The sequence below is a fragment of the Paenibacillus sp. cl141a genome (assembly GCF_900109305.1).
GTDB classification, from domain to species: domain Bacteria; phylum Bacillota; class Bacilli; order Paenibacillales; family Paenibacillaceae; genus Paenibacillus_AQ; species Paenibacillus_AQ lautus_A.
This window is the reverse complement of the sequence record NZ_FNZO01000002.1, coordinates 829,659-843,841: the sequence shown is the minus strand read 5'-3', so window position 1 is coordinate 843,841 and position 14,183 is coordinate 829,659. Positions and strand designations below refer to the sequence as shown.

General features: G+C 54.4%; 12 protein-coding genes. 4 read left to right on the top strand and 8 right to left on the bottom strand.

The genetic code is table 11. The annotated features are described in order from the left end of the window. Window positions 1-157: 157 nt before the first annotated feature. From BMX45_RS08985 to BMX45_RS08955, 7 genes are all read right to left on the bottom strand, one after another. Complete coding sequence (locus tag BMX45_RS08985) at window positions 158-820, bottom strand: class II aldolase/adducin family protein (protein WP_090909367.1); 663 nt, start codon at window positions 818-820, stop codon at window positions 158-160. Window positions 821-893: 73 nt separating this feature from the next. Then, complete coding sequence (locus tag BMX45_RS08980) at window positions 894-2,174, bottom strand: TRAP transporter large permease (protein ID WP_090909366.1); 1,281 nt, start codon at window positions 2,172-2,174, stop codon at window positions 894-896. Further along, window positions 2,174-2,674 carry a TRAP transporter small permease gene (locus tag BMX45_RS08975; protein ID WP_090909365.1) on the bottom strand — a complete coding sequence of 167 codons (501 nt, stop codon included), beginning with the start codon at window positions 2,672-2,674 and terminating at the stop codon, window positions 2,174-2,176. The genes BMX45_RS08980 and BMX45_RS08975 overlap by 1 nt, the downstream gene beginning before the upstream one ends. A gap of 30 nt (window positions 2,675-2,704) precedes the next feature. Beyond that, window positions 2,705-3,691 carry a TRAP transporter substrate-binding protein gene (locus tag BMX45_RS08970; RefSeq protein WP_090909364.1) on the bottom strand — a complete coding sequence of 329 codons (987 nt, stop codon included), beginning with the start codon at window positions 3,689-3,691 and terminating at the stop codon, window positions 2,705-2,707. A 78-nt stretch (window positions 3,692-3,769) separates the two neighbouring features. Next, the gene (locus tag BMX45_RS08965; protein ID WP_090909363.1) at window positions 3,770-4,792 is read right to left on the bottom strand and encodes a zinc-dependent alcohol dehydrogenase; all 1,023 of its coding nucleotides are present in this window, start codon (window positions 4,790-4,792) and stop codon (window positions 3,770-3,772) included. Window positions 4,793-4,846: 54 nt separating this feature from the next. Next, the gene (locus tag BMX45_RS08960) at window positions 4,847-5,503 is read right to left on the bottom strand and encodes a GntR family transcriptional regulator (RefSeq protein WP_090909362.1); all 657 of its coding nucleotides are present in this window, start codon (window positions 5,501-5,503) and stop codon (window positions 4,847-4,849) included. Between the two features lie 34 nt (window positions 5,504-5,537). Further along, on the bottom strand, window positions 5,538-6,926 hold the full coding sequence (locus tag BMX45_RS08955; protein WP_090909361.1) for a four-carbon acid sugar kinase family protein: 1,389 nt from the start codon (window positions 6,924-6,926) through the stop codon (window positions 5,538-5,540). A gap of 235 nt (window positions 6,927-7,161) precedes the next feature. On the opposite strand from BMX45_RS08955, the gene BMX45_RS08950 reads away from it, so the two are divergent. The 3 genes from BMX45_RS08950 (at window position 7,162) to BMX45_RS08940 (ending at window position 12,164) form a co-directional block, all read left to right on the top strand. Beyond that, complete coding sequence (locus BMX45_RS08950) at window positions 7,162-8,358, top strand: oxalate decarboxylase family bicupin (RefSeq protein ID WP_090909360.1); 1,197 nt, start codon at window positions 7,162-7,164, stop codon at window positions 8,356-8,358. A gap of 189 nt (window positions 8,359-8,547) precedes the next feature. Then, window positions 8,548-9,000: a MarR family winged helix-turn-helix transcriptional regulator gene (locus tag BMX45_RS08945; RefSeq protein WP_090909359.1), complete on the top strand. Its 453-nt coding sequence runs from the start codon at window positions 8,548-8,550 to the stop codon at window positions 8,998-9,000. Continuing rightward, window positions 8,997-12,164 carry an MMPL family transporter gene (locus BMX45_RS08940; RefSeq protein WP_090909358.1) on the top strand — a complete coding sequence of 1,056 codons (3,168 nt, stop codon included), beginning with the start codon at window positions 8,997-8,999 and terminating at the stop codon, window positions 12,162-12,164. The genes BMX45_RS08945 and BMX45_RS08940 overlap by 4 nt, the downstream gene beginning before the upstream one ends. Before the next feature lie 158 nt (window positions 12,165-12,322). Here BMX45_RS08940 and BMX45_RS08935 read toward each other — a convergent pair whose 3' ends face one another. Next, window positions 12,323-13,003 (bottom strand): O-methyltransferase, encoded by a 681-nt coding sequence (locus tag BMX45_RS08935; RefSeq protein ID WP_090909357.1) that lies wholly within the window; start codon window positions 13,001-13,003, stop codon window positions 12,323-12,325. A gap of 133 nt (window positions 13,004-13,136) precedes the next feature. Between BMX45_RS08935 and BMX45_RS08930 the strand changes: the two genes are divergently transcribed. After that, on the top strand, window positions 13,137-14,024 hold the full coding sequence (locus BMX45_RS08930) for a LysR family transcriptional regulator (protein ID WP_090909356.1): 888 nt from the start codon (window positions 13,137-13,139) through the stop codon (window positions 14,022-14,024). The last annotated feature ends 159 nt before the right edge of the window (window positions 14,025-14,183 follow it).

Genomic DNA, 14,183 nt, shown 5'->3' with positions numbered 1-14,183 from the left:
CTATCGACGTACTTTCTCGGCAGTCAGGCCGCATTTAGCGGTATTTTTCTTAAAACAATAGAGTTGGTTAGCCTCGCCAAAAACTGCATTACAAGAAAAAATGCCGCCGGATCCGATCATCCGACGGCATTTCGATTCGTTACTAATTGGCGTTATCCTACAAGCTCCAGTTGCGCCTTGGCTTATAACCTGCCTTCTCCAGGAAATCCCGTTCCGTCTCTGGGCCAAGACCCTGAATTCCAACCTTGGCGCTCATCGAAGTAATCAGCATCCGGCTGGCCACTTCCAACGTCTGCAGGGCCATCCGCGCTTCGCGAATGGTCGTATCGTATACCACCACACCATGGTTTTCTAACAGCAGCACGTTGGCAAGCTTGGCCTTTTCCCGAACGCCCTCGCCCAGCGCGTCGCTCCCCGGATGATAGTAAGGCACGCGTTCGATCCGCTCGAGATAATACATCGTCTCAACGAACATATTCGAGGGGAGCTCCAGGTCGGAGCAGGCAATCAGCGTTGTGTAGAACGGAGAAGCATGGAGCACCGCGCCGATCTCCGGACGGCTCTCGTAAATCGCCCGATGCATGGGCGTTTCCTTGGAAGGTTTGCGACCCTCTGCGCCATATACGTTTCCGGACAAATCGCATTCGATCAAGTCCGCTTCCTCCAATTCGCCAAGGAACGTCCCGCTCGCCGTAACCACGTAACGGTCCCCTTCCGTTCTGGCGGAGATATTCCCCGCATTGCCCCACGCAAGGTCATATTGCATCATATATTTGCCGGTGTGCTGCAGTTCTTTTCTAATCGTTTCCACGCTAGCCATGATCAATACCTCCTGTATTTCAATACCTATTTTACAACCAATAACTACTTATAAGACGAGTACCCGCATACCGCTATTTGCCGCCTAACAGGTTCGGCAGGAACATCGACAATTGCGGAAGATACGTAATCAGCATCAGGTCAATGATCAACACGATATAGAACGGCACCATGCCCCTTGTGATTTGGTCCAGCCGGATCTTCGCGATTTGGGCCGATATGAACAGATTGATGCCGAGCGGCGGCGTGCACATCCCGATCGCCAGGTTCACGATCATGATGATGCCGAAATGCGTCGGGTCGATGCCGAACTCGGCCGCTACCGGCGCCAGCAGAGGTGCCAGAATGATGATGGATGCATTGGACTCCATGAACATGCCCACGACGAGCAGGAACACGTTGACCAGCAGCAGGAACACGATCGGGTTGTCGGATATGTTCACGAAGAAGCCTGCAACCGCCTGCGGAATTCCTTCCCGCGTCATGATCCAGCTGAACAATCCTGCGCTTGCTATGATGAACATAATGACGGAAGTCGTAATCGTGGATTGCGTCAGAATGTTGATCAGCTTGGAGAATTTAATCTCCTTATACACAAATACGCCAACGATGAACGCATACGCTACGGCTACACCCGCAGCTTCGGTCGGCGTGAAGATGCCGCCGTATATTCCGCCGAGAATGATGATCGGCATAAGGACCGCCCAGAAGGATTCCTTGAAAGCCTGCCATACTTCACCTGGAGTCTTTCTCTTCTCGCGTGCATAGCCTTTTCGTTTCGCAATGATATAAACGGCAATCATCAGCGATAAACCAATCATAATTCCTGGAATAAGCCCCGCCATAAACAGATCGCCAATCGATGTTTCGGCAGCGACCCCGTATAGAATCAACGGGATGCTTGGCGGAATGATAACCCCCAGCTCACCAGACGTCGCTTGAAGGGCACCCGTAAAGTTCTTATGATAGCCCCGGGAGATCATAGCCGGGATCAGGATGCTGCCAAGCGCCGCGGTTGCCGCGGCGGAGGAACCGGATATGGCGGCAAAGAACATCGAGGTTACAATCGTTACGAGTCCAAGTCCGCCTGGCAAATGGCCTGTAAGTGCATTCGCCAGATTCACCAGCCGTCTTGATATTCCGCCGAATTCCATCAAGGTGCCCGCGAATACGAAGAACGGAATCGCCATGAGCGGGAATGAATCCGTTGACGTGAACGAACGCTGGACGAGTACAAGCAGCGGCGTGCCGCCTTCCCACCAGATCGCTACCGCAGACGCCATTCCCATCGAGACGGCAATCGGAACGCTGATGGCGAAGAATAGGATCAAACATCCGAATAATACGATAGGCATTATAGACCTTCCTCCTTCGCTGGCGGAATTGTATCGGAAACGATCGTTTCCAGAATGACCGCTACCGCATTGATGATGAGTAGCACCGCGCCAATCGGAATAGCTGCATATGGAACCGACATGCTAAGCCCCATCGCTGCCGACGATTGCACGGAGACCCGGTTCAAAATATCGATGCCCTGGACCAGCAAAAGAACGAAAAACACGATGCATATCGCCATGACGGTGATGCGAATCACCTTTCGGTTGACTTCACTCACGAGTTCCGGCAGCAGCTCGATCGCTACCAGCCGATGATGGCGCAGCGCCAGCGAGGAACCCAGGAAAACAAGGTATACCATCAAGTATCTGGCCAGCTCCTCGGACCAGTGAAGCGGATACCCGACAATCCGGTAAATAATCTGCATGATAATCAGGATGGACATGACACCCAGGATCATGGCCACTGCGATGCCCACGAGTTTGTTGAGCGTATCGATCGCTTTTAATGTCTGCCGCATGGCTTATCCCCCCTCTTGAAGAAAAAATGGTTATGGCGTGTTAATGATTTTGTCGTACAGCTCTCTTCCGTACAGGTTGGCAAAGCGTTCATGCACCGATTTGGCCGCCGCTTCGAACGGTCCCTTATCCACTTCCACGAACTCCGTACCGAAATCCTTAAGCTCATTGATGATCTGCTCTTCCTGTTCAAAGACCAGCTGATTCTCGTATTCCGTTGCTTCCTTGGCCGCTTCTTCAATAGCCTGACGCTGAAACTCATTCAAGCGTTGATACGTCACTTCACTCATCGCGAGCATCACGTAACCGTATACATGATCGGTCATCATCATATACTTCTGGACTTCCTGAATCTTGGAGCTGGCGGTAAAAGCAACCGGATTTTCCTGCGCGTCAATAACCCCGGTTTGAAGCGATGAATACACTTCGCCAAAAGCCATAGGCGTCGGCGTCGCGCCCATCGCCTCCCAAGCCGCAATGGAAGCCGGAATTTCCGGCACGCGGATTTTCAAGCCGCGCAGATCGCTGGGCGTTTCGATCTTCTTGTTGGCCGTCAGCTCGCGCGGGGTTCTCATCCAGAACTCCAGGCCGCGGACCTGGGCATTGTCAAGCAGGCTCTGCTTCAGTTCATCGCCGACATCTCCATAGAGCACGTTCTCCAAATGCTGCTTGTCACGGAACAAATACGGCAGCTCCAAGATGGCATAAGGACTGTAGAAATTCGATAACACGCCCGCCGGTAGGGCAAAATCCACGGACCCGATCTGCATCCCCTCGATCAGGTCACGGTCATTCCCGAGCATCGAGCTGGCGTACACCTCTACCTCAATCTCGCCGCCCGTTTTCTCCTTGACCAGCTCCGCAAACTTGAGCGCGCCCAGATGCCACGGATCGGATTCGCCCGTAATGTGACCTAGCCTTAGCTTGATCGGGCCATCATCCGTATTCGGCTTCGTCATAAATAAAGCGCTTACAATGAGCAGTGCAGCCACCATGACAACTGCGAGTCTTTTCCACATTTGTCGTTCCCCCAATCTGATATGAAGTTCCTGCAGCCTCCGCCACTGAAAGCAGAAGCTGCGGGGATATGTTGGTAATTAAAAGGTGACGATGACCTTCAGGGATGAGTCCTCCTTCTTGTCGACCAAGCGGAACCCTTCCGCGGCATCTTCATAAGGCAGCCGGTGGGATATGACGGCTCTGACGTCCACCGCTCCGCTTGCCAACAAATCGATGGCGGAAATGGTATCCTCGCGTGTGTACGTCATGCAGCCCACAATCTCCTTCTCGGTCTGCTGCAGATTCACGATATCGAAGGTTTGCGTGCCATGGAACATGGCGATCGTTACGCAGCGGCCGCCTTTGCGAAGCAAGGCAAGGGCATCATCCACGATCCCGGGTACCCCGGCAGCAATCAGCACCTTATCGAACTCGCCGGCAATCTCCTTCTTGGCTTCCTCGGTCCAATGTTCTTTGCCGCGAATGTTCAGGGTATGGGTCGCCCCCATATCTTTCGCGGATGCTAGCGCATAATCCATGACGTCCGTCACCATGAGCGTGGTAGCGCCGGCAGCCTTGGCAGCCGTCATGGCGAGCAGCCCGATCGGTCCGGCACCGAGGATGGCGACCTTGTCTCCGACTTCGATCCCGGCCTTCCGTACCGCATGGACCCCTACCGCGAAGGGCTCAACCAGCACGCCCAGCTCATGGTCCAGCTGATCCGGCAGTTTGAATACGCATGCCTCCGGCGCCGCGAAATACTCGGCCATCGAACCGTACCAGCCCTTGAGGCCCGGCGCTCCCCGTTCGGCGCAGTAATTCGTTCTTCCCGTCAGGCAGTAATCGCATTTGCCGCAGCCGACCTGGGGCTCCACGGTCACCCGATCGCCGATCCTGAAAGATGTGACGTCCTCGCCCACCTTCACGATTTCGCCGGACACTTCGTGGCCGATAATGACGGGCGGCTTCCGGAACAAGTGCAGTCCTTTGTAGGTATGAATATCCGATCCGCAAATACCGGCGGCTTTGACCCGGATCAGAACTTCCCCTGCCCCGATCTCCGGTACGTCAACGTCTTTAACGACAACTTTGTACGCATCCTCCAAATATACAGCCTTCATTGTCTCTCCCCCTCGTAGTAATTCAAGATGGCGGTCTGATCCCGTATCTCTCTGTTATATAAAAAGCGCTTGCTTCGATTCCTGCAGATGCTTGCGCATCACGTCGGCGCTGCTCTCCTTGCCGGTTTTCAAAGCCTCATAGATCTTCCAATGATCCTCAAGGAACTTCTCCATCCTGTGCGGATCCTTCCGCAGATGCCGGCGGGTGATTCGCTGAAGATGATCGTGGTAGTTCAGCAGTACCCTGTGGATTTCCTGATTGCCCGTACACTCGCAAATGATCAGGTGGAAATCATGGTCGGCCTGTGCGAAATTTTTGACGTCAAGCCGGCTGACGATATCGGCGGTTTCGGCTAAATTGCTCTCCAGCTCCTGCATCTGCTCAGGCGTAAGCCTGGATTCGACCTGCTGGCAGTTGAACGTCTCCAGCGCGATCCGAAGATCGTAGATATCCACGATCCGGTTCACGGACAGATCGTTGATGATAATGCCCTGTTTTGATGAAACGGTGACAAAGCCCTCGGCTTCCAGCCGCGTCAACGCCGCTTTAATCGGCGTCTTGCTCATCCCCAGCAGCTCAATCAATTCACGCTCGGACAAGAAACGCCCCGGCTCGAACTTCTCGTTCAGAATGCTTTCCTTGATTTCATTGTAGGCCACGTCTTTTAACAGAAGTGAAGAAGCGGTCCCTTTGCTTTTATCCATCGTCATTCGTTGATTCTCCTATCTTGGCAATTGATCCGTGCTATTGATCCGATTCAGGGAACCCGGCATCCCGTACGCTGATAAAATAATCCGGTGATCCCAGCTGCCCGCCCTTGAGAGCCAATTCAAGGCCGTCAAGGCTGGCGTCGTCCGAATATACCCTGCAGAGCGGAGCTCCCGGGGATACGTCCCATATCATCTCCAGCCCGTAGGCGCCCATTTCACTGGTGACAAAACCGGAGGTGTCTCCTCCAGCGACGACAATCCGGCCGAGCTTGGCTTGCCCCATGATCTGCTTGGTTAACTTCCCGAGGCTTCTGCCGATAAACTCGCCCGCTTCCGCTCCAGTGAAACCCATGGCCTTCAATCGCGTCCGGGTCTCGCCGATCGCTTCATCCTCCGGGCCAAGCGCCGTATAGAGCACAATGCTTTGCCCTTCTGCGAGAGCGTCTACAGCTTGTCGAACAAGTTCCGACCGGGCCGTTCCCTGGGTATCTTCCATGGCGTCCGGCGTAATGCGAATGCCGCGGAAGCCTGCGGCTATCGCCCGCTCAATCTGAAGCCGACTGACCGGGGAAGCACTCCCGGACACCACCAGAATCGTATCGGTAGGCCGGACGGGCGCTGCGGGCGCGATTTTCTCAGACGAAGGGGCAGAGAGCCCGAGTTCATCCCAATGGGCTGCCAAAGCGTATTCGACGCCGGACGAACCGACAACGAATGCCCCCGCCCCTTCGGGTCTGTCCTGAATCAGCTGGCCGCACCGCTTGAGCCTGTCCTCATCCAAGGCATCGAACAGCAGAATTCCCGGTTTCTCTCCCAGTTTATCACGATATCGGTCAAGAACCGCATCCGGGTCTCCATCCAGTTCAACGATATCCATCAATGCAATCGTATCGGCCGTCTGCTCCGCGAGATGAAGACGCAAATCCGCCTCATGCATCGGCGTGGATGGATGCTGTGACATGACGGGATGCCGGTCCAAGCGGTACACCGTATCATGCATTTTCGCAAAATGCTGTCCGAACAGCGTATAGCGTCCGAGGCGTGGCGCTCCGACCAGCAGCGGAACCGTAACCTGATCGGAAAAATAGTCTCTGGCCACCCCGATCGCGCGGCCTATACTGCCAACCTCCGGTGACGAATCGAAGGTAGAGCACGTCTTATAGTGAACGATCGGCGCGCCGCTCATGGACAGCTTCTCAAATACCGGCCGGAGCTCGGCCTCCATATCCTCCGGGGATTTGGCTCTGCTGGTGCCCGCTACCCCTATGCAGCGCAGGCCTTCAAACTTCTTGAGCCGATCGAGTGAAGGAGCTTCCAAAAACAGCACCGTGCGGTAACCGCTTCGGGCCAGCGCCTCCATCGCATCCGTCGAACCCGTAAAATCATCGCCATAGAAAGCAAGCAGCAGCTCATTATCGTTCATGCTTGTCCCTCCTGAATCTATGATAGATCTATCATAGATCTATTTGAGACCTATTGTATGTGCAGCGCTTTCAAATGTCAACACTCTTTTCGATTGAACGTGAGATATGTCATTGCGAATCTCTTCCTGGGCGACCTCGCTTCCTCAACATATTAGCCAAGCGCCGGCTCATAAACTTAATCGATGGCAGTTTAAACTGATGCGTTTCGTAAAAACCATGTGGAGGGAGATACCGATGATGGAGGATCAGAACCAGAAACGAGAACATGCCGGCCGTATACCCCAGCCGATTCGCAGCGACGGTGCTGGCGGGCCGGACTATGGTCCGCGGGATGTGATGAGGGATATCGAGAATCCCGACATGCTTGTCCCTCCGGTCACGGATGCGGGCTTGATACCGAATCTGAAAATGTCGTTCTCCGACACGCATATGCAGCTGAATCATGGCGGCTGGTCGCGGGAAATTACGGTACGGGACCTGCCGATTGCGACCACGCTGGCCGGCGTGAACATGAGCCTGACGCCCGGCGGAGTTCGGGAGCTGCATTGGCATCAGCAGGCGGAGTGGTCCTATATGATATGGGGCAGCGCCAGGATTACGGCCATGGATGCAAGCGGCAGGAATTTTATAGCGGATGTGGGACCGGGCGACCTTTGGTATTTTCCGGCCGGCCTCCCCCACTCGATCCAGGGACTCGAGGAAGGCTGTGAATTTCTGCTGGTCTTTGACGACGGCCACTTCTCAGACCTGAACACCTTATCGATCTCCGACTGGTTTGCCCACACGCCTAAGGACGTGTTGTCCGCCAACTTCGGCGTGCCGGAGAACGCGTTTGATCATATCCCTAAGGAGCAGGTTTATATTTTTCAAGACCAGGTACCGGGTTCGCTTGCCAGCCAGGAGGTGCAGTCTCCCTACGGAACGGTGCCGCTCAGCTTCAAGCACCGGCTGTTGGCTCAAGAACCGATCATAACCCCTGGCGGAAGCGTTAGAATCGTAGATTCCCGCAATTTTCCGATCTCCAAAACCGTTGCAGCCGCGCTGGTCGAGATCAAGCCTGGCGCCATGCGGGAGCTCCATTGGCATCCGAATCAGGATGAATGGCAGTATTACTTGACCGGGCAGGGAAGAATGACCGTATTCGCCGGCAATGGAGCAGCTCGGACCTTCGACTACAGAGCCGGCGACGTCGGTTACGTGCCTTTTGCCTTCGGTCACTACATACAGAACACGGGGACGGAATCCTTATGGTTTCTGGAAATGTTCAGAAGCGACCGGTTCGAGGATATATCCTTGAATCAATGGATGGCCTTGACGCCACGGGACCTGGTCCGGGATAACCTGAACGTCGGAAACGAAGTCACCGACGCTTTGCGCAAGGAGAAGTGGCCCGTCGTAAAATATCCGGGATTTTCGTATTATCCGCGATAACGCTCCACTCCCCTTCTTTGTCTCAGACATAGCCCGTTTTATCAAAAGGCCTTGCAGGCCTGCCAAAGGGCTTGATTCCGAGGCGGTCTGCATGTGCTCTCATGCTGAGATTGACTTTTTCTTCCTTCTGCCATATAGTTCATTAGTAAAACTATTTCATACGTGAACTATTTGAGAGGAGAACTATCATTGAACGACAAAGCAAGGCAGTGGATCGACCGGTATGTCGATGTCTACCTGCTGGTATCGCGGCGGATCAATGCCCAGATCCGGGAGCAGCTCGGCGAAGACCTGACCAGCGACCAGTTTCAGGTGGTACGCTTGATCAACGGCATGGATCGCTGTACCTCATCCTATCTGGCGGAAGCGCTCGCGGTCGGCAAAAGCTCGGTCACGGCCATCGTCAACCGCCTCGTGGATGCCGGCATTATCGACAGAACCCGGGACGAAGCGGATCGCAGGCTGGTGTATCTGACTTTAACGGAGTACGGACATACGATTTTTGAATCGGCCCAGGAGCAGATGAGGGAGATCATCTCCCCTTACCTGCAGCATTTTGAAGAAAAAGATATCGAAATGTTTATCTCGATGTTCGAGAAACTGGGGCAATTGATGTTTGAATCAGGGGGGAGAAAGAATTGAGAGCTATACTGAAAGCAAGATGGGCCATCATCGTGCTGTGGCTGGCGGCCGCCGTCGCGCTGTTTATGTTCGCGCCTTCCATGGCGGACCTGGTGCGGGAGAAGGGCCAGCTATCCGTGCCGGATGGATATACCTCTTCGCGCGCGGCTGAAATCCTGAAGGAAGCCTCCGGGGGCGAGGGCGGGGAAACCCTGAACCAGGTTGCGCTTGTCTTCAACAAACCCGACGGGTTAAGCGAAGCGGATAAGGAAAGCATCCGGCTGGGCGTTCAAGCTTTAAACGACAATAAAGACAGCCTTCACATCGATTCCATTAATGAACCGTTCACGCAGACGGAGCTGGAAGACACGCTCATCGCCAAAGACGGCAAGACCATCATGGTCGCGCTTCAGGTCAGCGGGGGCGAGGAAGCCGTGAAAGAGCTGCCCGGGAAGGTCGATCAGGTGCTCGAAGGCGTTCAAGCCGATCATTATCTGACCAGCGAAGGTCTCATCAACGAAGATACCATCGTCAGCTCCGAGGAAGGCCTGAAGAAAACGGAATATATTACGGTCATCTTTATTCTGTTGATCCTGTTCGTTGTTTTCCGTTCCTTCGTGGCACCGTTCGTGCCGCTGTTGACCGTAGGGCTCAGTTATCTCGTGTCCCAGTCGGTCGTGTCCTTTCTCGTGGACCAGTTCAACTTCCCGATATCCACCTTCACCCAGATCTTTATGGTGGCCGTCATGTTCGGGATCGGAACCGACTACTGCATCCTGCTGATCAGCCGGTTTAAGGAAGAACTCTCCACGTCCGAAGATACCCAATCGGCCATTATCGAAACTTATCGGAAAGCCGGCGGCACCGTGCTTTATTCCGGGCTTGCCGTATTCGTCGGCTTTGCAGCCATCGGTTTATCCAAGTTCATTCTGTATAAATCCGCGGTTGCGGTTGCGATCGGCATCGCGGTTATGCTTCTTGCGTTAGTCACGGTCGTGCCGTTCTTCATGGCAGTCCTTGGGAAGAAACTCTTCTGGCCGTCACGCGGCAAGCTGGAACACAGCGAAAATAAACTATGGGGAGCGGCCGGTTCCTTCTCCCTCAAGCGCCCTTGGGCCGCCATGCTCGTCGTGGCCGTCATCGTCGGGCCCTTCCTCGCTACATACAGCGGCAAGCTGTCATTTAACAGCCTGGAGGAAATCGGTCCGAGTTATGATTCGGTCAAGGGCTTTAATATCATTTCGGACAGCTTCGGTCCCGGGCAGTCGCTGCCTTCCACCATCGTGATCAAGAACGATGACCGGATGGATACGGCGGAGTACATGGGACTCGCGGAAAAAATCAGCCGGGAAGTGGAAAAGGTTGAAGGCGTTTCGAGCGTTCGCGGACTTTCGCGTCCAACCGGCGAGCAAATCAACGATTTCCTCATTCCGACTCAAGTCAAAACGTTAAATGAAGGATTGGGAGAGTCCAAAGACGGGCTGACCCAAATTCAGAACGGACTTTCCGAAGCAGGCAAGCAGCTCAGCGAGAATGCGCCGAAGCTGAATGAGGCTGCTGCGGGAGCGCGAGAGCTGACGAAGGGAACGGCCGACCTGAAGGACGGCATCACCGAGCTTGGTCAGGGTCTCAGCGCTATTCAAAAAGGGATTCAAAGCGGAAGCGCCGGCGCCGGCGAGCTGAAAGCTGGACTTGCCAAGGCAGCGCAAAGCGCGAAAGAGTTGGCTGCTGCCCACGACCAGCTGCTTCAAGGCTACAAGCAGCTCGACACCGGATTAGCGGCCCTAAACGGCGGCGTCGCCGGAATCCAGGAACAGCTGGGCGGCGTTGCCGGGGCTCTGAAAGGACTTGAAGGCTCCTTCACGGGATTGGAGAGCAGTCATCCGGAACTCGTTCAGGATACCGATTATCAAACGATTAAAGGCACCGTTACCCAAACGGCAGCAGGCACGGCCGAGCTGGCCGCTGGGTTGGGACAGATCTCCGAGCAGCTTAAGGGTGCATCGGCTGGCCTATCGGAAGCCAACGCCGGCTATGCCAAGGCAGCCGCAGGTCAAACGGCGCTTGCCGACGGTCTTCAGCAGCTTGTGTCCGGGATCGCAGAGCTTCAATCCGGGCTCTCGCAAGCCGCTAACGGGCAGGGCCAAATCGTAAGCCAGATCCCTTCCATTACAGGCGGACTGGACCAGCTGCAGGGCGGCCAGAAGCAGCTTGCCGACGGGTTCGGCGATCTTACCGGACAGATCGGAGAGCTGACGGAAGGGCTGAATTCCAGCGCCGACGGGCTGAAACAAATTTCGGACGGACTGCATTCCGCTCAGGATTACCTGCAGCAAATTCAGGACGTTCAGGATGAGGACCTCAGCGGATTCTTCATCCCGCAGGAAGCTCTGGAGAACGAAGAATTCCAGACGGTATTCGATACCTACTTGTCCGATGACCGCAAAGTGATGACGCTGGATGTGGTGCTGTCAACCAATCCGTACAGCGAAGAAGCGCTGGGCAGCGTCGAACAGATTCAGGCAGCCGTCGACCGTGCAGTAAAAGACACGAAGCTGGAGAACGCCGAAGTTGCCATCAGCGGCATCACCAGCACCAACAACGATTTGCAGAGCATCTCGAATGAAGATTACACGCGTACCGTGATTCTCATGCTGAGCGGAATCTTCATTATCCTGGTCGTGTTGCTGCGATCCATCGTGATGCCGATCTACCTGATTATTTCGCTTGTCATCACGTACTTTACCGCCGTCGGCGTTACGGAGATGATCTTCGTCCACGGCTTCGGATATTCCGGCATTACTTGGGCCACGCCGTTCTTCAGCTTTGTCATGCTGATCGCGCTAGGGGTGGATTACAGCATCTTCCTGATGGCACGCTTCAACGAGAACAAAGCCTGGAACGTTCAGGATGCCATTCTCCATGCCATGCGCAACATGGGCACGGTCATTCTGTCCGCAGTGGTCATTCTTGGCGGTACCTTTGCGGCCATGTATCCATCCGGCGTATTGTCCATGATGCAGATCGCCACGGTCGTCTTGGTTGGACTTGTGCTTTATGCACTCCTGTTCCTGCCATTCTTCGTGCCGGTGATGGTTCGCATCTTCGGCCGGGCCAACTGGTGGCCGTTCAGCCCTAAGGAACAGGGCGACGCTTCCAGAACGGGGCAAGATCTGAAGATGTAATTCACATTTTAAATACGATAAAAAGGGCTGCACCCGCGTAAGGCATACGGGGGATGCAGCCCTTTTCTCGTTCCCTCCCAAACATCGGGATCTTCATACCATTCTCCCGTAAGGGCAGGGCTATCGCATTCAGAGCATGGTACGGGCCGATATGCCCTCTACTGCACAATTCCGATATAAAACCCGTCATATCCCTTGCTTCCAACCGTTTGAATGGCCGTGCCGGCAATCGAGGAGTCTGCCGACAGCATATCCATGAATTTTCGGATGCCATGCACCCGAGGGTCTGTGCTGTGATAATCGATGACTTCTCCGTTCCGGATGACATTATCGCTAATGATGACGGTGCCGGCCTTGGAGAACTGCAGCGCCCACTTCAAATAATTCGGATTGTTCGGTTTATCGGCATCGATGAAAATCAGATCGAACGGCTCCGCCTTTTCCTTAGCCAGCTGCTCCAGCTGCGCCAATGCATCGCCTACGCGGATGCTGACCCTATCCTCCAGTCCGGCCAACGCTACGTTGGATTTGGCAACCTTCGCATGATGCGGATCGAGCTCCAATGAAATCAGCCGCCCTTCTGCCCCGATCGCCCTAGCCATCCAAATCGTGCTGTAACCGCCAAGCGTACCAATCTCCAAGATTCGTTTCGCTCCCTTGATCTGCACGATCACGTTCAGCAGCTTGCCCTGAGCGGGAGATACATCGATCTCAGGCAAGCCTGCCTCCCGGTTTGCGGCCAACACCTTCTCCAGCACCTCGTCATAAGGAATCAAATGTTCCGTCACATAATCGTCCACTTTGCCCCAAGTCGCAGCATCATTCGCATTCGCTTTCATGCCTGTTTCCTCCCTTAAACTTCAAATTGGATTTTACACATTCATTGTATGTGATTTAGTATTATAAAAATAATATATAATTAAGTAGGTTATATAAATAAAATATATAAATTAGACAGGAGTGCGGCACCATATGAATTTACATGCCTTACGGCTGTTTCACGTCATTGCCACATCGGGCAGCGTCACCCGGGCTGCCGAATTATTAAATATAAGTCAGCCGGCCATCACGGCACAGGTTAAGAAATTCGAGAAGGAGCTTTCCCTTACCCTGTTCAAGCCGCAGGGCAGAGGCATCGGATTGACGCAGGCTGGCGCCGAGCTGCTCCCCCTTGCCAAAAGGCTCTTTTCGGTTGAGCAGCAGATCGAACAATTCTGCCGGGATTACCGCAGCGGTTCGAGGGGGCATATCCGACTGGCCGCAACCTACCTCCCCTCCCATTTTCTTCTGCCGGCCTGGCTCGCAAAATACAAGCAGCGGTACGAAGACGTGGAAATGAGCATTACCACCACGAATTCCAGCGATGCGCTTAAGCAGCTGCTGAACATGGACGTGGATCTTGCGATATACGGCGGCCTCCCTGAGGAATCGCCGGATACGATACAGACCGAGGAGCTGTTCCGGGATGAGCTGTGGTTTGTCGTCTCCCCCGACCACCGTTATGCCAATCAGCATATCTCCCTGGATGAAATGATGAGAGAGCCTTTTGTCATGCGGGAGGAAGGAAGCTCGACACGGGAACGGTTACTTGCCTTATGCCGTACCCACAGCGCGCCTTCGCCCCGCATCACGCTGCAATTCAACGGCCTGCACGAAGCGATCACGGCCGTCATTGCCGGGTACGGAGCCAACTTCGTGTCTTCGCTCGTAGTGCGGGAATACGTGGAGCGCGGTGAGCTCAGCCAGGTATACGTCGATGGCATCGAGCTGCAAAATATCATTGCGGTCTGCACCCGCAAGCATGAAGCGTTATCCGCTGCCGCCATGAATTTCGTGGAGATGATCCGAGAACGGCCATAAGTTAATCGTATGTCGTTTGGGAAGATGGAGCTGGCGCTTTTTGGAGCTTGCCTGCATTATTCCTTGGGGCCTTGTCAAAGAAAGCAACCCGTATGCTGCTCCGGCATACGGGTTGTTTTTTGCGTTATTTTCACTGGGATCTGCCCTACCGTTTTCATA

Bases quoted from the DNA above. Each gene is read 5' to 3' on its own strand.
- BMX45_RS08985 (WP_090909367.1), bottom strand. From the start codon at position 820: ATGGCTAGCGTGGAAACGATTAGAAAAGAACTGCAGCACACCGGCAAA.
- BMX45_RS08980 (WP_090909366.1), bottom strand. From the start codon at position 2,174: ATGCCTATCGTATTATTCGGATGTTTGATCCTATTCTTCGCCATCAGC.
- BMX45_RS08975 (WP_090909365.1), bottom strand. From the start codon at position 2,674: ATGCGGCAGACATTAAAAGCGATCGATACGCTCAACAAACTCGTGGGC.
- BMX45_RS08970 (WP_090909364.1), bottom strand. From the start codon at position 3,691: ATGTGGAAAAGACTCGCAGTTGTCATGGTGGCTGCACTGCTCATTGTA.
- BMX45_RS08965 (WP_090909363.1), bottom strand. From the start codon at position 4,792: ATGAAGGCTGTATATTTGGAGGATGCGTACAAAGTTGTCGTTAAAGAC.
- BMX45_RS08960 (WP_090909362.1), bottom strand. From the start codon at position 5,503: ATGACGATGGATAAAAGCAAAGGGACCGCTTCTTCACTTCTGTTAAAA.
- BMX45_RS08955 (WP_090909361.1), bottom strand. From the start codon at position 6,926: ATGAACGATAATGAGCTGCTGCTTGCTTTCTATGGCGATGATTTTACG.
- BMX45_RS08950 (WP_090909360.1), top strand. From the start codon at position 7,162: ATGATGGAGGATCAGAACCAGAAACGAGAACATGCCGGCCGTATACCC.
- BMX45_RS08935 (WP_090909357.1), bottom strand. From the start codon at position 13,003: ATGAAAGCGAATGCGAATGATGCTGCGACTTGGGGCAAAGTGGACGAT.
- BMX45_RS08930 (WP_090909356.1), top strand. From the start codon at position 13,137: ATGAATTTACATGCCTTACGGCTGTTTCACGTCATTGCCACATCGGGC.